The 15,881-nt window shown below is 70.3% G+C and carries 20 protein-coding genes; 13 read left to right on the top strand and 7 right to left on the bottom strand.

Features of this window, described 5'->3' with window-relative positions; all coding sequences use genetic code 11:
• Positions 1-30 precede the first annotated feature (30 nt).
• The 3 genes from HNR30_RS41935 to HNR30_RS41945 are packed head-to-tail and all read left to right on the top strand — an operon-like array spanning position 31 to position 2,536.
• Positions 31-1,026, top strand: a complete 996-nt coding sequence (locus HNR30_RS41935; RefSeq protein ID WP_181616009.1) for an energy-coupling factor ABC transporter permease — start codon at positions 31-33, stop codon at positions 1,024-1,026.
• A 2-nt stretch (positions 1,027-1,028) separates the two neighbouring features.
• Positions 1,029-1,787 (top strand): cobalt ECF transporter T component CbiQ, encoded by a 759-nt coding sequence (gene cbiQ / locus HNR30_RS41940; protein ID WP_181615786.1) that lies wholly within the window; start codon positions 1,029-1,031, stop codon positions 1,785-1,787.
• A complete protein-coding gene (locus tag HNR30_RS41945) occupies positions 1,784-2,536 on the top strand; it encodes an energy-coupling factor ABC transporter ATP-binding protein (protein ID WP_181615787.1) in 753 nt (250 codons plus the stop codon). The genes cbiQ and HNR30_RS41945 overlap by 4 nt, the downstream gene beginning before the upstream one ends.
• On the opposite strand, the gene HNR30_RS41950 is transcribed toward HNR30_RS41945, so the two are convergent.
• Positions 2,502-3,512: a potassium channel family protein gene (locus HNR30_RS41950; RefSeq protein WP_181615788.1), complete on the bottom strand. Its 1,011-nt coding sequence runs from the start codon at positions 3,510-3,512 to the stop codon at positions 2,502-2,504. The two genes, HNR30_RS41945 and HNR30_RS41950, sit on opposite strands and share 35 nt — an antisense overlap.
• 73 nt (positions 3,513-3,585) lie before the next feature.
• On the opposite strand from HNR30_RS41950, the gene HNR30_RS41955 reads away from it, so the two are divergent.
• Genes HNR30_RS41955 through HNR30_RS41970 form a run of 4 tightly spaced genes read left to right on the top strand, consistent with a single transcriptional unit; the run spans position 3,586 to position 6,200 of the window.
• Positions 3,586-3,924 (top strand): STAS domain-containing protein, encoded by a 339-nt coding sequence (locus tag HNR30_RS41955; RefSeq protein ID WP_181615789.1) that lies wholly within the window; start codon positions 3,586-3,588, stop codon positions 3,922-3,924.
• 48 nt (positions 3,925-3,972) lie between these two features.
• Entirely contained in the window at positions 3,973-4,746 is a 774-nt protein-coding gene (locus tag HNR30_RS41960; RefSeq protein WP_181615790.1) for an SDR family NAD(P)-dependent oxidoreductase, read from the top strand.
• Positions 4,747-4,755: 9 nt separating this feature from the next.
• Positions 4,756-5,520, top strand: coding sequence for a crotonase/enoyl-CoA hydratase family protein (locus tag HNR30_RS41965; protein ID WP_181615791.1), 765 nt, complete (start codon positions 4,756-4,758; stop codon positions 5,518-5,520).
• Between the two features lie 56 nt (positions 5,521-5,576).
• Positions 5,577-6,200, top strand: a complete 624-nt coding sequence (locus HNR30_RS41970) for a rhomboid family intramembrane serine protease (RefSeq protein WP_181615792.1) — start codon at positions 5,577-5,579, stop codon at positions 6,198-6,200.
• Here the strand turns inward: HNR30_RS41970 and HNR30_RS41975 are convergent.
• Entirely contained in the window at positions 6,147-7,262 is a 1,116-nt protein-coding gene (locus tag HNR30_RS41975) for an NAD(P)/FAD-dependent oxidoreductase (protein ID WP_181615793.1), read from the bottom strand. The genes HNR30_RS41970 and HNR30_RS41975 overlap by 54 nt on opposite strands.
• Before the next feature lie 57 nt (positions 7,263-7,319).
• On the opposite strand from HNR30_RS41975, the gene HNR30_RS50520 reads away from it, so the two are divergent.
• From HNR30_RS50520 to HNR30_RS41990, 3 genes are read left to right on the top strand one after another with little or no spacing between them, the layout of a single operon-like run.
• Positions 7,320-8,234, top strand: coding sequence for an ArsR/SmtB family transcription factor (locus tag HNR30_RS50520; RefSeq protein WP_181615794.1), 915 nt, complete (start codon positions 7,320-7,322; stop codon positions 8,232-8,234).
• Positions 8,235-8,275: 41 nt separating this feature from the next.
• On the top strand, positions 8,276-8,881 hold the full coding sequence (locus HNR30_RS41985; RefSeq protein WP_181615795.1) for a PadR family transcriptional regulator: 606 nt from the start codon (positions 8,276-8,278) through the stop codon (positions 8,879-8,881).
• Between the two features lies 1 nt (position 8,882).
• Positions 8,883-9,281 (top strand): hypothetical protein, encoded by a 399-nt coding sequence (locus HNR30_RS41990; RefSeq protein ID WP_181615796.1) that lies wholly within the window; start codon positions 8,883-8,885, stop codon positions 9,279-9,281.
• Here HNR30_RS41990 and HNR30_RS41995 read toward each other — a convergent pair.
• Both HNR30_RS41995 and HNR30_RS42000 read right to left on the bottom strand, forming a co-directional pair.
• On the bottom strand, positions 9,265-9,837 hold the full coding sequence (locus tag HNR30_RS41995) for a mycothiol transferase (protein WP_181615797.1): 573 nt from the start codon (positions 9,835-9,837) through the stop codon (positions 9,265-9,267). The genes HNR30_RS41990 and HNR30_RS41995 overlap by 17 nt on opposite strands.
• Before the next feature lie 40 nt (positions 9,838-9,877).
• Entirely contained in the window at positions 9,878-10,438 is a 561-nt protein-coding gene (locus HNR30_RS42000; protein ID WP_312895028.1) for a TIGR00645 family protein, read from the bottom strand.
• A gap of 64 nt (positions 10,439-10,502) precedes the next feature.
• On the opposite strand from HNR30_RS42000, the gene HNR30_RS42005 reads away from it, so the two are divergent.
• Positions 10,503-10,871 carry a BlaI/MecI/CopY family transcriptional regulator gene (locus HNR30_RS42005; RefSeq protein WP_312895029.1) on the top strand — a complete coding sequence of 123 codons (369 nt, stop codon included), beginning with the start codon at positions 10,503-10,505 and terminating at the stop codon, positions 10,869-10,871.
• Here HNR30_RS42005 and serC read toward each other — a convergent pair.
• Both serC and HNR30_RS42015 read right to left on the bottom strand, forming a co-directional pair.
• Positions 10,850-11,965, bottom strand: a complete 1,116-nt coding sequence (gene serC / locus HNR30_RS42010) for a phosphoserine transaminase (RefSeq protein WP_220134663.1) — start codon at positions 11,963-11,965, stop codon at positions 10,850-10,852. The genes HNR30_RS42005 and serC overlap by 22 nt on opposite strands.
• Positions 11,966-12,108: 143 nt before the next feature.
• Positions 12,109-13,194: a citrate synthase 2 gene (locus HNR30_RS42015; protein ID WP_181615800.1), complete on the bottom strand. Its 1,086-nt coding sequence runs from the start codon at positions 13,192-13,194 to the stop codon at positions 12,109-12,111.
• A 159-nt stretch (positions 13,195-13,353) separates the two neighbouring features.
• Here HNR30_RS42015 and pdxH point away from each other — a divergent pair, with 159 nt between their 5' ends.
• Both pdxH and HNR30_RS42025 read left to right on the top strand, forming a co-directional pair.
• Positions 13,354-13,995: a pyridoxamine 5'-phosphate oxidase gene (gene pdxH / locus HNR30_RS42020; RefSeq protein ID WP_181615801.1), complete on the top strand. Its 642-nt coding sequence runs from the start codon at positions 13,354-13,356 to the stop codon at positions 13,993-13,995.
• A gap of 9 nt (positions 13,996-14,004) precedes the next feature.
• Positions 14,005-15,225, top strand: a complete 1,221-nt coding sequence (locus tag HNR30_RS42025; protein WP_181615802.1) for an MFS transporter — start codon at positions 14,005-14,007, stop codon at positions 15,223-15,225.
• Here the strand turns inward: HNR30_RS42025 and HNR30_RS42030 are convergent.
• Positions 15,170-15,817 carry a UdgX family uracil-DNA binding protein gene (locus tag HNR30_RS42030; RefSeq protein ID WP_181615803.1) on the bottom strand — a complete coding sequence of 216 codons (648 nt, stop codon included), beginning with the start codon at positions 15,815-15,817 and terminating at the stop codon, positions 15,170-15,172. The genes HNR30_RS42025 and HNR30_RS42030 overlap by 56 nt on opposite strands.
• Positions 15,818-15,881 lie beyond the last annotated feature (64 nt).

Here is a 15,881-nt window from a genome sequence, read left to right on the forward strand (position 1 = left end):
GGGAGTCAATCCCGTCATGGAGGCATGGTCGTGCACGTACCCGATGGTTTCTTCAACGCGGCCGTATCCGTTTCCGCCGGTGTGGTGGCCGCCGCGGGAGTGGCGGTCTGCCTGCGGGGCGCCAAGCGCGAGCTCGACGACCGGACCGCGCCCATGGCGGGCCTGGTGGCCGCGTTCGTCTTCGCCGTGCAGATGCTCAACTTCCCCGTCGCCGCCGGGACCAGCGGCCACCTGCTCGGCGGCGCGCTGGCCGCGATACTCGTCGGCCCCTATACCGGCGTGCTCTGCATAGCCGTGGTGCTGCTGGTCCAGGGGCTGTTCTTCGCCGACGGCGGGCTCACCGCCCTGGGTGTCAACATCACCCTGATGGGCCTGGTCACCGTCCTGGTCGGCTGGGCCGTCTTCCGCGTCGTCACGAAGGTCGCCCGTGGCAAGAGCGCGGTCGCCGTGGCCGCCTTCCTCGCGGCCCTGCTGTCCGTGCCCGCCTCCGCGCTGGCCTTCACCCTGCTGTTCTGGGTCGGCGGCACGGCCCCGATCGACATCGCCGCCGTCGCCGGGGCCATGGGCGGCGTGCACCTGCTGATCGGCATCGGCGAGGGCCTGATCACCGCGACCACCGTCGGCGCCGTCCTGGCCGTCCGCCCCGACCTGGTGTACGGCTACCGCGGCATGGCGCCGGCGCTGATCGTCAACGGGCAGCCGGTCGCCCCCGCCGCCGCCCAGCCGGTCAAGGGCGGAGCGGGCCCCTTCCTGCTCGCCGGGCTCGGCGTCACCGCGATCCTGGCCAGCGTGGTCTCCTACTTCGCCTCCTCCAGCCCCGACGGGCTCGAGTCCGTCGCCGAGGAGAAGGGCTTCATCGGCCAGGCGGGCGACCATTCGCTCGGCGCATGGGGCCTGGCGGAGTACGGCGAGGCCAACGGCGTGCCGCTGTGGATCGTGGGCCTCGTCGGCGTGGGCATCACGCTGCTCGTCGCCGGTGCGATCGGTTACGCGGTGCGCCGCAAGAAGAGCGCGGTCGAGGCCTGACGATGGGCGCGGGTCACCGTCACCAGCTGTACCGGCCCGGCACGACGCCGGTGCACCGGCTGCCGGCGCAGTGCAAACTGCTGGCCGTCTTCGCCTTCGCGATCGTGGTGGTGGCCACGCCCCGTGAGGCCTTCTGGGCGTTCGGGCTCTACGCCGTGATGCTCGCCGCGACGGCCGCGGCCGCCAGGGTGCCCTTCTCGTTCGTGGCCAGGCGCATGGTGATCGAGATCCCGTTCGTGCTCTTCGCCGTCTTCATCCCGATCATCGGGCTGGGGGAGCGGGTGACGGTGCTCGGCCTCTCGCTCAGCGCCGAAGCGCTCTGGGCGGCCTGGAACATCCTGGCCAAGGCCACCCTGGGCGTGATCGCCTCGATCCTGCTGGCCGCCACCACCGAGCCGCGCATGATCCTGCTCGGCGCGCAGCGGCTGCGGCTGCCCTCGCTGCTGGTGCAGATCGCCATGTTCATGCTGCGCTACATGGACGTGATCATGGACGAGATGCGGCGCATGAGGGTCGCCCGCGAGTCGCGCGGCTTCGAGGCGCGCAACCTCCGGCACATCCCGGTGATCGCCCGCTCGGCCGGAGCCCTGTTCATCCGCTCCTACGAGCGGGGGGAGCGGGTGCACCTGGCCATGCTCTCCAGGGGATACTCGGGGAGCATGCCGATCGTCCACGACATGTCGGCATCCGCGCGGCAGTGGCTCACCGCCGGGGCGCTGCCGCTGACCGCCCTCGCCGTGATGGGGATGAGCCTGCTGTGAAGTCGCTCGAAGTCAGCCAGCTCGCCTACGCCTACCCCGACGGGACCCAGGCGCTGTTCGGCGTCGACCTGTCGATCGGCAGGGGCGAGCGGGTGGCCCTGCTCGGGCCCAACGGCGCCGGAAAGACGACGCTGGTGATGCACCTCAACGGCATCCTCACCCCCGGCCACGGCACGGTCCACGTCGCGGGCGTGCCCGTCGTCCGCGACCGTCTCAAGGAGGTACGGCAGCGCGTCGGCCTCGTCTTCCAGGACCCCGACGACCAGCTGTTCATGCCCACGGTCCGCGACGACGTCGCCTTCGGCCCCGCCAACATGGGTGTGCGCGGCGAGGAGCTGGAACGCGTGGTCAAGGAGGCGCTCGACCGCGTCGGCATGCTGGAGGCCATCGACCGCCCGCCGCACCACCTGTCCTTCGGCCAGCGCAGGCGGGTGGCGGTGGCGACGGTGCTGGCGATGGAGCCGGAGATCCTGGTGCTCGACGAGCCGTCGTCCAACCTCGACCCGGCGGCGCGGCGGGAGCTGGCCGAGATCCTGCGCTCACTGGAGGTGACCGTGCTGATGGTCACCCACGACCTGCCGTACGCGCTGGAGCTGTGCGAGCGCTCCCTCATCCTGTCGGGCGGGGTGATCGCGGCCGACGGGCCCACGCGCGAGCTGCTGGCCGACGACGGCCTGCTGGCAGCCCACCGGCTGGAGCTGCCCTACGGCTTCGCTATTCCGGCTCCACCGGCTGGGGGACGTGGATGACGACCAGCCGGTCGGAGGCCTCCAGCCGGGAGATCTCCGCGTACGGGTGCACCTGGCCGCCGCGGACCACGGCGACGACGATCTCCTCGCACGCGGACGGGGGCTTGCCGACCTCGTCGGGGTGGACGGGGCGCTCGTAGAGGTCAAGGCCCTTGCCGTAGACCAGGAAGTCCTCGATCAGCGCGCTGACCGCGGGACTCTGCGTGGCGACGCCGAGCATGCGCCCGGCGGCGTCGGAGGAGGTGATGACGACATCCGCGCCGCTCTGCCGTACGAGGGGGTCGTTCTCCGCCTCGCGCACCGCCGCCACGATGGTCGCCGAGGGGTTGAGCTGGCGTGCGGTCAGCGTGACCAGGGCGGTGGTGTCGTCGCGGTGGGTGGCGATGATGATCTCGCGCGCGGTCCTGGCCCCGGCCCGGGAGAGCACCTCGCTGCGGGTGGCGTCGCCGGTGACCCCGGCGAAGCCGTCGTCGTTGGCCTCCTCGACCACGTCGGGGCGGGGGTCGACGACGACGATCGACTCCTTGTTCCGCTCGTTCTCGAGCAGGGTGCGCGAGGCGGCGCGGCCCTTGGTGCCGTAACCGATGATCAGGGTGTGGTCGCGCAACCTGGACCTCCAGCGACGCGTCAGGATCTGGTCGCGGGTGCGCTGGGTCAGCACTTCCAGCGTGGTTCCCACGAGGATGACGAGGAAGACGATCCGCAGCGGGGTGATCGCCACGATGTTCACCAGGCGGGCGAAGGGTGTCACCGGGGTGATGTCGCCGTAGCCGGTGGTCGAGACGGTCACGGTGGCGTAGTAGAGGGCGTCGAGCAGGCTGACCGTGCCGTCGTGGTTGTCGGTGTAACCATCCAGATCCACCGCTACCAGGAGGAACACCGCGCCGAGCGCGGCGGCCGCGTACGCCACGCGTCGCATGACCGCTCTCAACGGGCTCACCGCGATATGCGGGAGCCGTACCCCGGCGTCCTCCATGTCCGTGATCGTAGTTTGTCGGGCCCCTGTACCTGGGGATGTCGAAGTACAGTGGCTCATCGAGGAGGAACGGATGAAGCTACACCTGAAGCGGCAGGCGATGGGGGATGCCGTCGTAGTGGCCGTCGAGGGGGAGCTTGACCTGTTCACCGCGCCCTTCCTCCGTGACGAGGTGCGCGACGCGATCAAGCAGGACGGCGCGCGGCTGGTGCTCGACCTGCAACAACTGTCGTTCATGGACTCCAGCGGGCTGTCGGTGCTCATCGAGGCCTGGCGGCTGGCGACGGGCGAGGGCGGCGGTGTGTCGCTGGCCGCGCCCCAGGCGCCGGTGGCCAGGATCCTGCGGACCACCGGCCTCGACAGGCGCATCAAGGTCTATGCCGATGTGGACAGCGCCGTGGGTGAGATTTAACCCACCCTGAGTAGAACTTCATTCGGTTCAGGCGTTAAGGTCCGTGTCATGGACGTGAATGGTGCAGCAGCAATCATCTCCGGCGGTGCGAGCGGCCTGGGCGAGGCCACGGCCCGCGAACTCGCCGCGCACGGCGCGACCGTCGTCATCGCCGACCTGAACGAGGAGCGGGGCAAGGCGATCGCCGACGAGCTCGGCGGGGTGTTCGTCCGGACCGACGTGTCCGACGAGGAGCAGGTGCAGGCGGCCGTCGACGCGGCCGTCGCGACGGGCAAGCCGCTGCGCGTCGTGGTCAACAGCGCCGGCATCGGCTGGGCCGAGCGCACGCTGAACCGCGAAGGCCAGCCGCACGACCTGGGCCGCTACAAGAAGGTCATCGAGGTCAACCTGGTCGGCACCTTCAACCTCATGCGCATCGCGGCGGCGGCCATCGCCAAGACCGAGCCGGCCTCGGAAGACGGTCACCGCGGCGTGGTCATCAACACCGCCTCCGTGGCGGCGCTCGAAGGCCAGACCGGTCAGATCGCCTACTCCGCCTCCAAGGGCGGCATCGTGGGCATGACCGTCCCGGCAGCGCGTGACCTGGCCGCGATCGGCGTCCGCGTCAACACCATCTGCCCGGGCATCATCGACACCCCGATCTACGGCTTCAACCCCAACGCCGACGAGTTCAAGGCCAAGCTGATCGCGCCGATCGTCTTCCCCAAGCGCATGGGTCAGGCCTCGGAGTTCGCCCACCTGGTGCGCATGCTCGTCGAGAACGACTACATGAACGCCGAGGTCGTCCGCTTCGACGGCGGCATCCGCTTCCAGCCCAAGTAGGGGGTCCGCGTGTCTGACGAAGTGCTCGTCGAGGTCGCCGACGGCGTCGCCGTCATCACCATCAACCGCCCCCAGGCGCGCAACGCCGTCAACGGCGCCGTGGCCAGGGGCATCGCCGCGGCGCTCGACGAACTCGACGCGCGCGCCGACGTGTCGGCCTACGTGCTGACCGGCGCGGGCGGCTACTTCTCCGCCGGAATGGACCTGAAGGGCTTCCTGACCGGCGACTTCCCGCACGTCGAGGGCCGCGGCTTCGGTGGCATCACCGAGCGGCCCCCGGCCAAGCCGCTCGTCGCGGCGGTCGAGGGCTACGCCCTGGCGGGCGGGTTCGAGCTGGTGCTCTCGTGCGACATCGTGGTGGCCTCGTCCGAGGCGAAGTTCGGGCTGCCGGAGCCCAAGCGCGGCCTGGTCGCGGGCGCGGGCGGCATCATGAGGCTGCCGCATCGCATCCCGTACCACGTCGCCATGGAGATCGCCCTGACCGGCGATCACTACCCGGCGGCGAGGCTGTACGAGCTGGGCCTGGTCAACCAGATCACCGAGCCGGGGCAGGCGCTCACCGGAGCCGTCGAGCTGGCACGCAAGATCGCGGCGAACGCCCCGCTCGCGCTCGCGGCGACCAAGAAGGTCGTCATCGAGTCGCAGGACTGGGCGCTCGACGAGATGTTCAAGAAGCAGGGCGCGATCATCAACCCGGTGTTCGGGTCGAAGGACGCGATGGAGGGCGCCGCGGCCTTCGCCGAGAAGCGCGCGCCCGTCTGGAAGGGCGAGTAACGATGGACTTACGCCCTCTTGGGTAATCTGGGAGACAGGATCCCCCGGGAGGGCGTATGGCCAGTTACTCCACCCCGCCAAAGGGCTGGCGGGCGGTGCTGTCGGGAGCGCTTGGAGCCGGACTCATCCTGCTCGGCATGCTCGCCGTCATGTGGGTGCTCGAGGGCTACGACTACCTGGTCGACGGCGCTCTCGACTATTACGGCATCACGGGCTGGGACCCCAACGGCCTGGTGGGCATCCTGTTCGCCCCGTTCCTGCACGGCGGCTTCGGCCACCTGATGGCCAACTCGCTGCCGTTCCTGATCCTCGGCTTCTTCACCGCGATCCGCGGCCTCGGGAAGTTCTTCTGGGCGACCGCGATCATCATCCTGGTCGGCGGCCTCGGCACCTGGATCAGCTCGCCGGGCGTCACCGCGATCGGGGCCAGCGGGCTGATCTTCGGCTACTTCGGCTACATCCTGGCCCGCGGCCTGTTCGACCGCAGCCTCGTCGACATCCTCATCGCGCTCGGCGTCGGCGCCGCCTACTACTCCATGCTCGCGGGAGTCCTGCCCAACCAGCCGGGCATCTCCTGGCAGGGCCACCTGTTCGGCTTCCTCAGCGGCATCGTCGCCGCCTGGGTGCTACGCCGCAAGCGCTCCGCGGTGACGCCGCCGCCCGCCTACCCGGCGATCTGACCTCCAGAACCTCCTGGCCAGCAAGGGGAAGAACAGTCTCTCCGCGACACCCGGCCGATGTCTGGCCAGGTGCAGGGTGAGGTCGTACATCCGGCTCAGTCCTCGGTCGCGCTCGCGGTGGTGGGCGGCGAAGTCGCCGGAGGCCACGGCCAGGCTCAGCAGCTCGGCGTTCCGCAGCGCGTTGGTCATGCCCTGCGCCGTGATCGAGTCCATGACCACGCCAGCGTCACCCACGAGCGCCCACCCGGGCCCGTACGGCACGCGGAACCTGTTGGGCTGGTCGGGGGTGGCGCGCAGCCGCTCGGCCCGCCGGGCGGAACGCACCCGCTCGCCGAGCTCGCCGAACCCGTCGAGCAGCCCGAGAAAGGTGCCGTCGGGATCGGCGCGGTAGGCCACGAATCCGTCCAGCGGCGCCGAGACGTAGACCATGGTCAGCCCGTCGTTGGTCGGAAACACCGCAGCGGCGGCTCCGTCCCGCTGATACATCTCACCCGCGCCCACCGGCAGCCCGCCGACGTAGGTGTAGGCCGCGAACGCCCGCGACGGCCGTTCCCGGTAGACCCCGGCCCGTACGGCACGCGCCACGATCGAGTGCTTGCCGTCGGCGCCGACGACCAGGGGCGCGTCCGCGGAGAACCCGCCGCCGCGCCGGGCACGTCCCGCGACTCCGCGCACCCTGCCCTCGCTCCACACCAGCTCCTCGACGGTGACGTGCTCGCGCACCTCCGCGCCCGCCTCGGCGGCGGCACGCACGAGCATCGCGTCGAGCAGGGTGCGGCGGGGGCTGAACATCGCGCGCGGCAGCTCGGCGTCGACGACGTGCCTGCCGTGGTGCAGGCGCAGGTGGGTGGTGGCGGGGGTGCCGGCGGCGACGAGCTCGCCGAGCAGTCCCCAACGCTCCAGAACGGCCGCTCCGGCCGGCTGGAGCTGATGGGAGGACAAGGTGTCGGATCCGATGGCGGAGCGCTCCAGGAGCAGAACACGGAGCCCCTGGCGGGCCAGCAGGAGCGCGGTCGCGGCTCCCGCCACCCGCGCGCCCACGATGATCGCGTCGAAGGTCATGCGCCAAGCCTCGGACGCAGGCCTCCGAACGGCGCAGCATTCGATCTACAGTGAATCGTGGAGGTACACATCGCGGCCGAGGAGCTCGGCGACTTACGGCTGGCCCGCTCGCCCTTGCGCGAGCTGCTCGGCAGCGCGGCCACCGTGCTGCGTCCCGGGCGCGGCCGGGCGCACGCGGCCTGGCTGGGGGCGGCGCTCCCCGCGTTGCGCCCGCTGACCGTCCCGATGGTGTGGGAGCTGGCCGCCGACCCGCCGGGTTTCCTGCTTCCCGCGCCGCCACGGCTGAACGTGGACCTCGACGGCGAACTCGACCTCGTGCGCGCCTCCGACCCCGGCCTCGTACGCGGCGAGCTGGAGCGCCGCTACGGCTCGGCGGTGCCGCCGTCGGTGCGCGAGCTTCTTGAGCACCCTGAACGCGGGCTCGCGACGCTGGCCGGTGAGCTGGCCGTCTACTGGAAGGCGGCGCTCGACGAGGTGTGGCCGCGCGTCAAGGCGCTGCTGGAGCTGGACCTGATCTACCGGGGCCAGCTGATCGTCAGCGGCGGCCTGCGCTCGCTCTTCGACGACCTGGGCCTCGTGGTGAGACCGGGCCCGCCGTCGGAGGGGCTCGTCCTGGTGCCCTCCGTCTTCATGCGGCCCGGCCGCCACGGACGTGTGATCACCTACAGCGCACGGGGGATCGGCAACCTGTGGAGCCTGCAAGAACCCGACCTGGGCGCGCTGGCGGCCCTGGTCGGCGAGACCCGGGGCAGGCTCCTTGAACTGCTGGAGCTGCCCAGGACCACGATCGACCTGGCCGCACTGGCCGGCGTGGGAGCCCCGGCCGTCTCCCACCACCTGGCCGTCCTGCACGCGGCCGGGATGGTGTGGAAGGTGCGCCACGGCAGGAAGGTCTACTACCAGCGCACGCTCAAGGCGTCGCAGCTGATGGCCCCGGCGGACATCGCTCTCCACGGCCCGCTTGCGCTCTAGTGCATCCATCTATATTGCAATTTGCACTATAAGATGACGGCATGGCAAGACGTCCCGATCTGGTAGGGCTCACCGTGCTGGCGATCCTGTCGGTGCGCCCCGGTCACCCGTACGAGCTGCATCGCTTCATCGTCGACACGCACAAGGACTACGTGACGGGGCTCCCGCGCAGCCTCTACCACGCGGTCGAGAAACTCGCGGCCGAGGAGCTGATCACGCCCGTCGAGACCAGCAGGGAGGGCCGCCGCCCGGAGCGCACCATCTACGAGATCACCGGCGAGGGCCGCCGCGAGCTGGCCACCCGGCTGCGCCGGCTCGTCGAGACTCCCGGCGCGGAACACCGCGTGTTCACCGCGGCCGTCTCGCTGCTGGGCGTGCTGCCGGTGCCCCAGGCGCTCCAGGCGCTGCGCACCAGGGCGGCGGCCGTCGACGGCACGCTGACGGCGCTCAACGGCCAGCTCGAAGCGATGAAGGACGGCGGGCTGCCCGAGGTGCTGGCACTCGAACTCGACTACGAGCGGGCCGTCGGCGAAGCCGAGCTGGCCTGGATCAGGAAGGTCGCCGCGCGCCTGGAATCAGGCGAGCTGGCCTGGACGGGCACGGTCAACCGGGCCCTGATGGAGCAGGCGCTCCAGGAAGAGGAGTGAGATGACCGGCAGGAAACTGCTCACCGAGGCCTCAGGGGTCCTGGAGGCGCCCGTCGGCAGAGTCTGGGAGGCCCTGGCCGACCAGCTCCTGCCCGACGGGCGCCGCGCGGGACGCTTCACCGTCGAGGACGCCCCCGGGCACACCTCCACGGTCGAGATCGCCGGGCACACGATCGCCTTCCAGGGCGGGTGGTGGTATCGAGGCGAGTGGAGCCTCGAAGCCCACCCCGACGGCACCAGGCTCGTGCACCGCGTCTACAACGTGGCCCGCCGCGCCCGCTGGGGCGTGCCGCTGGCCAACCGGATGTTCGTCGGCTTCGACGCCTCCACGCGGGCCGGCTTCCTCGACGGGCTGTCACGGCTGGGGGAGCGGCTGGGGTGCGTCACGCGCCCCGACTGACCGGGTGCCAGCCCGCCGGAGGGTCCTCGCCGACCCTGCCGTCGACGGCCTCGCGCAGCAGGTCGGCGTGGCCGGTGTGCCTGCCGTACTCCTCGATCAGATCGCAGACCAGCCGCCGCAGGCTGACCCTGCTCCCGTCGGGGAAGGTCAGGTGGGAGAACTGGTCGAGCCCGCCCGACGCCAGCGCGGCGTCGAGCGTCTTCCTCGCCCGCTCGACGGCGTCGTCGTAGAGCCGGTAGAGCTCCTCGGGCGCGTCGGCGGCGGCCGAGGTGAAGTCCCAGTCGGGGTCCTCGTCCCAGGGCGCGTTCGCCCACGGCTGCCCGAACGGGGCGCCGCTGAGCTTGGCGCCGAAGATCTCCTCCTCGCAGCGTGCCAGATGCTTGAGCAGGCCGCCCAGGGTCAGCGAGGAGGCCCCGATCCGGGTGTTCAGGCCCGCCGCGTCGAGATCGTCGGCCTTCCAGCGGAAGGTCGTGCGCAGGCGGTCGAGCGATCCGGCCAGATGCTCGGCCTCGGTTCCCGCGGCGGGCGGTTCCCACCAGTAGTCGCTGTTGGTCATGGGGCCACGGTAGGACGGGTTCCGGACGTTTCGCGTCCGGTTAGTGGGTGCGTTCCGCGGGCGAGGTGGACAGCAGCTTGTCGATCCAGGCCAGGCCGAGGGCGGAGACGACGAAGGCCAGGTGGATGATCGTCTGCCACATGATCTTGTCGTTGTCGATGGACTGGACCCTGATGAAGGTCTGCAGCAGATGCACCGACGAGATGCCGATGATGGCGGTGGCCAGCTTCACCTTCAGCACGTTGGCGTTGACGTGGGAGAGCCACTCCGGCTCGTCGGGATGACCGTCGAGGTTGATGCGGGAGACGAACGTCTCGTAGCCGCCGACGATGACCATGATCAGCAGATTGGAGATCATCACCACGTCGATGAGCGCCAGCACCATGAGCATCACCACGACCTCGGGGCTCGCGGCCAGGTTCGGCGGTGCGTCATGGCCCAGGAAAGTGATGCCGATGAGGTGCCACAACTCCACCATGAACTGCCAGACGTACACCCCCTGCGCCACGATCAGCCCCAGGTACAGCGGCAGCTGGAGCCACCTGCTGGCGAACATGAGGTAGCCGAGCCCCTTGGGCCGAGGCCCCGCGGTGATGGTCACGCGATTTACTCCCGTAGCAGTTTTGGGCAACAATGTTGCCAACTAAACCGGTCAAGAGGTGGTCGTGGCGAACCTGGGGTCCTTAGAGCGCGCGGTCATGGATGTGCTCTGGGACGCCGAAAAGCCGCTCCTGGTCCGCGAGATCCTGACGAATCTCGACCGCGACCTGGCCTACACCACCGTGCAGACCGTGACGGAGCGGCTGCTCAAGAAGGGCCTGCTGGTGCGCAAGCCGTACCGCAACGCTTTCAGGTATTCACCCGCCCACACCCGTGACCGTTACCTGGCCGAGCTGATGCTTGACGCGCTCTCGGCCAGCACCGACAGGGTGCCGGTGCTGGCCAGGTTCGCGCAGAGTGTCGAGATGGACGACGCCGTCGCCCTGCTCGAGGAGCTGTCGAGGCGGACGGGTCAGACGCGCTCGACCACGTAGTCGATGCACGCGGTGAGCGCCTCGACGTCGGCCGGGTCGATCGAGGGGAACATCGCCACGCGCAGCTGGTTGCGGCCGAGCTTGCGGTAGGGCTCGGTGTCGACGATGTCGTTGGCGCGCAGCACCTTGGCCACGGCGGCGGCGTCGATCGAGTCGTCGAAGTCGATCGTGCCGACGACCTGCGAGCGGAACTCGGGAGCCGCGAACGGGGTGGCGTACGACACCTTGTCGGCCCAGCCGTACAGGCGCGAGGCGGAGTCGGCCGTGCGGTCGGTGGTGAACTTCAGCCCGCCGTTGCCGTTCATCCAGTCGAGCTGGTCGGCCAGCAGGAAGAGCGTGGCGACCGCCGGGGTGTTGTAGGTCTGGTCCTTGGAGGAGTTGTCGACCGCCACCGGCAGGCTGAAGAACTCGGGCACGTAGCGGCCGGAGCCGGCGATCTCCTCGACGCGGGCCAGGGCGCGCGGCGACATGATGGCGATCCACAGGCCGCCGTCGGAGGCGAAGCTCTTCTGCGGCGCGAAGTAGTAGACGTCGGTCTCGCTGATGTCGACCGGGAGGCCTCCGGCGCCGGAAGTGGCGTCGACCAGCACGAGCGAGTCGTCGGAGCCGACACGCCTGATGGGCATGGCCACACCGGTGGAGGTCTCGTTGTGGGTGAGCGCGTAGACGTCGACGCCCTCCTCCGCGACGGCGGCCGGGTGGGTGCCGACCTCCGAGGAGATGATCGTGGGCTCGCCCAGCCACGGCGCCTTCTTGACGACCGAGCCGAACTTCGAGGAGAACTCGCCGAAGTGAAGGTGCTGCGACTTCTGGCGCACCAGGCCGAAGGCGGCGATGTCCCAGAAGGCCGTGGTGCCGCCGTTGCCGAGCACCACCTCGTAGCCCTCGGGGAGCGAGAACAGGTCGGCGAGACCGGAGCGCACGCGGCCGACCAGACTCTTGACCGGCTTCTGGCGGTGGGAGGTGCCCATGTACGTCGCACCGGAGGAGGCGAGCGCCGCCAGCTGCTCGGGTCGAACCTTCGAGGGCCCGCAGCCGAACCGGCCGTCGGCGGGCTTGATGTCAGCGGGAATCACGATGTCAGCCACCTGCATGAGCCTACCGATCCGCCAGAACCGACTCGTCACGGGTCCGGATTGTGAGATTCGGACCGACCCAGGAAACGCGAAAGACCCGGGCGGGCCCGCAAACGGGCAGCCCGGGTCGTCACGGTGAGATCGGCTCGGCGACCTCGGCGTCAGCCGCCGGAGACGTCGCTGAGCGGACGCGAGGCGGGGCCGACGTAGTTCGCGCTGGGGCGGACGAGCCTGCCCGTGCGCTTCTGCTCCAGGATGTGAGCGGCCCAGCCCGCGGTGCGGGCGCAGGTGAACATCGAGGTGAACATGTGGGCGGGAACCTCGGCGAAGTCGAGGACCACGGCGGCCCAGTACTCCACGTTGGTGGCCAGCACCCGGTCGGGCTTGCGGGCGTGCAGCTCCTCCAGCGCGGCCTGCTCAAGGGCGGCGGCGACCTCGTAGCGAGGCGCGTTCAGCTCCTTGGCGGTACGGCGGAGCACGCGCGCACGCGGGTCCTCGGCACGGTAGACGCGGTGGCCGAAGCCCATCAGGCGCTGGCCCTTGTCGAGCTCGCCCTGAACGTACTTCTTGGCGTCGCCGAGCTGCTCGACGCCCTCGATCATGTGCAGCACGCGGGCGGGGGCGCCACCGTGCAGCGGACCGGACATCGCACCGACCGCGCCGGACAGCGCGGCCGCCACGTCGGCGCCGGTGGAGGCGATGACGCGGGCGGTGAAGGTCGAGGCGTTCATGCCGTGCTCGGCGGCGGAGGTCCAGTAGGCGTCGATCGCCTTGACGTGAGCCGGGTCGGGCTCGCCCCGCCAGCGCGTCATGAAGCGCTCGACGATGGTCTCGGCCTGGTCGACGCGGCTCTCGGGAACCATCGGCAGGCCCAGGCCGCGCGCGGACTGCGCGACGAACGACAGCGCCATGACCGAGGCGCGGGCGAGCTGGTCGCGGGCCTCGGAGTCGTCGATGTCGAGCAGCGGCTTGAAGCCGTACGCGGGCGCGAGCATCGCCAGCGCGCTCTGGACGTCTACGCGGATGTCACCGGAGTGGACAGGAATGGGGAACGGCTCGGCCGGCGGAAGCCCCGGCTCGAAGCTGTTGTCGACGAGCAGACCCCACACCTTGCCGAAGGTGACACGGCCGACCAGCTCTTCAATATCGACGCCCCGATACCGCAGGGCGCCCCCTTCTTTGTCCGGTTCCGCGATCTCGGTCTCGAAGGCTACGACGCCTTCGAGGCCGGGTTTGAAGTCGGACATTGTCGGCCGCCTCCCTTTCACACTCTGGGCAATACCTTGATGTCGAGATACCGGCCCGTTAATTTAACCCCCTTCCGGGAGGTGGTCTGACGCCGGGCACGCCAAAAAGCCATCCTTGCTGGTAGAGAGCAGGGGAGGAGCGCGACAGAATACGTTGTCGTGGACGCCACCTCGCTGCCCGGCCTACGCACCTCCTACGAGGGCCGGCCCCTGCTCGAATCCGACATGGCCGCCGATCCCATCTCCCAGTTCGCTTTCTGGTTCCAGGAGGCGCTGGCCGCGGGGCTGCCCGAGCCCAACGCCATGGTGGTCGCCACCGCCTCGGCGGGCGGGCGGCCGAGCGCCCGCACGGTCCTGCTCAAGGGCTACGACGAGCGCGGCTTCGTCTTCTACACCAACTACGAGTCGCGCAAGGGCCGCGACCTGACCGAGAACCCGCGCGCGTCGCTGCTGTTCCCCTGGCATCCGATCCGCCGGCAGGTGCGCGTCGAGGGCAGCGTGGTGCGTGTGTCGCACGCCGACTCCGCCGACTACTTCGCCTCCAGGCCGTACGGCTCGCGCATCGGCGCCTGGGCCTCGCGTCAGTCGGCCGTCGTGCACTCGCGCGAGCAGCTCGACGAACGCTACGACGAGCTGGCCGCCCGATGGCCGGAGGACCCGCCGGCTCCCGACTTCTGGGGCGGCTACCGCGTGGTGCCGACCGAGGTGGAGTTCTGGCAGGGACAGCTCGACCGCATGCACGACCGCCTGCGTTACCGCTTGACCCGCCCTGGTTGGGTTCTGGAGAGGCTTGCCCCCTAATCTGCGGTAATGCCCCTTCTGCTCGACGTCCGCCCGCTGGCCGTACCCGCCTATCGCCGACTGTGGACCGGGCAGGTAACGGCGGGCATCGGGCTGCAGGCCTCGGTGGTCGCCGTCGGCCAGCAGATCTGGGAGCTCACCCGCGAGTCCCTCTGGGTGGGCATGCTGGGCCTGGCCCACCTGCTGCCACTGGTGGTCTTCGGTTTGTGGGGCGGCGCGATCGCCGACGCGATGGACCGGCGCAAGCTGCTGATCATCGGCTCCTCCGTCGCCTGGGTGAGCACGCTGGGCATCCTGATCCAGGCCCTGCTCGGCATCGGCAGCGTGTGGCTGCTGCTGGTCAACGTGGCGGTGGGCGCGGCGGGCTTCGCGGTCAGCTCGCCCACCCGCGGCGCGATCATCCCGCGCGTGCTGCCCAAGGAGCTCGTCACCTCGGCCAACGCGCTCAACGGCATGGTCATGGGCACCGCCTCGCTCGTCGGGCCCATGGTCGCCGGCGTGCTGATGTGGGCGGCCGGCGGATACGCGGCCGTCTACGCCTTCGACGCGGTGCTGTTCACCGCCACGCTCTACGCCGCCTACCGGCTGCCGTCGCTGCCGCCGCTGGGCGAGGTCTCCCGTCCCGGCGCGCGGGCGGTCGCCGAGGGGCTGCGCTACATCTTCACCAGCAAGATCCTGCTGATGTCGTTCGTGGTCGACCTGTGCGCGATGATCCTGGCCTACCCGCGTGCCCTCTTCCCCGAGCTGGTCGACACCAGGTTCGGCGGCTCGGAGGTGGCGCTGGGCCTGCTCAACTCGGCGATGGCCTTCGGCGTGGTGGGCGGCGGGCTGCTGTCGGGATGGGCGCGCAACGTCAGGCGCCAGGGGCTCGGGCTGATCGTCGTCATCGCGATCTGGGGCCTGGCCGTCGCCGCCGCCGGGGTGGTCGACCAGCTGTGGCTGGTGGTGCTGTTCATGGCGATCGGCGGTTACGCGGACATGATCTCGTCGGTCTGGCGGCAGACCATCCTGCAGACGTACGCGCCCGACGAGATGCGGGGGCGCATGCAGGGCGTCTTCATGGTCGTCGTGGCCGGCGGGCCGCGCCTGGGCGACCTGCGCGCGGGCGCCTCCGCGGCCGCGTTCGGGCTGACCGGCGCCTGGGTGGGCGGCGGGCTGGCCTGCGTGGCGGCGGTCATCGCGATCGGGCTGACCGTGCCTTCGTTCCGGAAATACCGGCCGCAACTCTGAGATCTTCCAGCAGTCCCGCGTAGGCCTCGTCGCGGTCGGGCGCCCTGAGCACCGCCGACGGGTGGATGGTGGCCACCGCGACCGCCTCGCCGAGGGGTACGGCCTGCCCGCGCTGCTTGGTCACCCGGAAGTCCTTGCCCAGCAACGAGCGGGCGGCGGTGGCACCCATGACCACGACCACCTCGGGCCTGATCACCGCCAGCTCCGCCTCCACCCACGGGCGGCAGGCGTCGATCTCGGCATTGGTGGGCTTCTGATGGATGCGCCTCTTGCCCTTCAAGGTGAAGGAGAAGTGCTTCACCGCGTTCGTCACGTAGACCTGGTCGCGGTCGATGCCCGCCTCCTCCAGCGCCCGGTCGAGCACGCGGCCCGCCGGGCCCACGAACGGCTCGCCCCGGCGATCCTCCTGGTCGCCCGGCTGCTCGCCGACCAGCATGAACCTGGCCTTGGACGGTCCCTCGCCGAAGACCGTCTGGATCGCCTCGCGGTAGAGGTCGCAGCCCCTGCAGTCGGCGGCCGCCGTACGCAGCGAGCCGAGGTCGCGGTCATCGGGAAGGAACCGTGCCGCTCCGGTGTTGGGTTCCGTTGCCATCGTCGGTCGTTCTCCCAATAGGGTTTTCCGTGGGTGACACCACTGCCCGACGTCGGACGTAGCA

Origin of the sequence: Nonomuraea soli, from assembly GCF_013761175.1 — a bacterium.
Classification (GTDB): domain Bacteria; phylum Actinomycetota; class Actinomycetes; order Streptosporangiales; family Streptosporangiaceae; genus Nonomuraea; species Nonomuraea soli.

Bases quoted from the DNA above. Each gene is read 5' to 3' on its own strand.
- cbiQ (WP_181615786.1), top strand. From the start codon at position 1,029: ATGGGCGCGGGTCACCGTCACCAGCTGTACCGGCCCGGCACGACGCCG.
- HNR30_RS41950 (WP_181615788.1), bottom strand. From the start codon at position 3,512: ATGGAGGACGCCGGGGTACGGCTCCCGCATATCGCGGTGAGCCCGTTG.
- HNR30_RS41955 (WP_181615789.1), top strand. From the start codon at position 3,586: ATGAAGCTACACCTGAAGCGGCAGGCGATGGGGGATGCCGTCGTAGTG.
- HNR30_RS41960 (WP_181615790.1), top strand. From the start codon at position 3,973: ATGGACGTGAATGGTGCAGCAGCAATCATCTCCGGCGGTGCGAGCGGC.
- HNR30_RS41970 (WP_181615792.1), top strand. From the start codon at position 5,577: ATGGCCAGTTACTCCACCCCGCCAAAGGGCTGGCGGGCGGTGCTGTCG.
- HNR30_RS41975 (WP_181615793.1), bottom strand. From the start codon at position 7,262: ATGACCTTCGACGCGATCATCGTGGGCGCGCGGGTGGCGGGAGCCGCG.
- HNR30_RS41985 (WP_181615795.1), top strand. From the start codon at position 8,276: ATGGCAAGACGTCCCGATCTGGTAGGGCTCACCGTGCTGGCGATCCTG.
- HNR30_RS41990 (WP_181615796.1), top strand. From the start codon at position 8,883: ATGACCGGCAGGAAACTGCTCACCGAGGCCTCAGGGGTCCTGGAGGCG.
- HNR30_RS41995 (WP_181615797.1), bottom strand. From the start codon at position 9,837: ATGACCAACAGCGACTACTGGTGGGAACCGCCCGCCGCGGGAACCGAG.
- serC (WP_220134663.1), bottom strand. From the start codon at position 11,965: ATGCAGGTGGCTGACATCGTGATTCCCGCTGACATCAAGCCCGCCGAC.
- HNR30_RS42015 (WP_181615800.1), bottom strand. From the start codon at position 13,194: ATGTCCGACTTCAAACCCGGCCTCGAAGGCGTCGTAGCCTTCGAGACC.
- HNR30_RS42025 (WP_181615802.1), top strand. From the start codon at position 14,005: ATGCCCCTTCTGCTCGACGTCCGCCCGCTGGCCGTACCCGCCTATCGC.
- HNR30_RS42030 (WP_181615803.1), bottom strand. From the start codon at position 15,817: ATGGCAACGGAACCCAACACCGGAGCGGCACGGTTCCTTCCCGATGAC.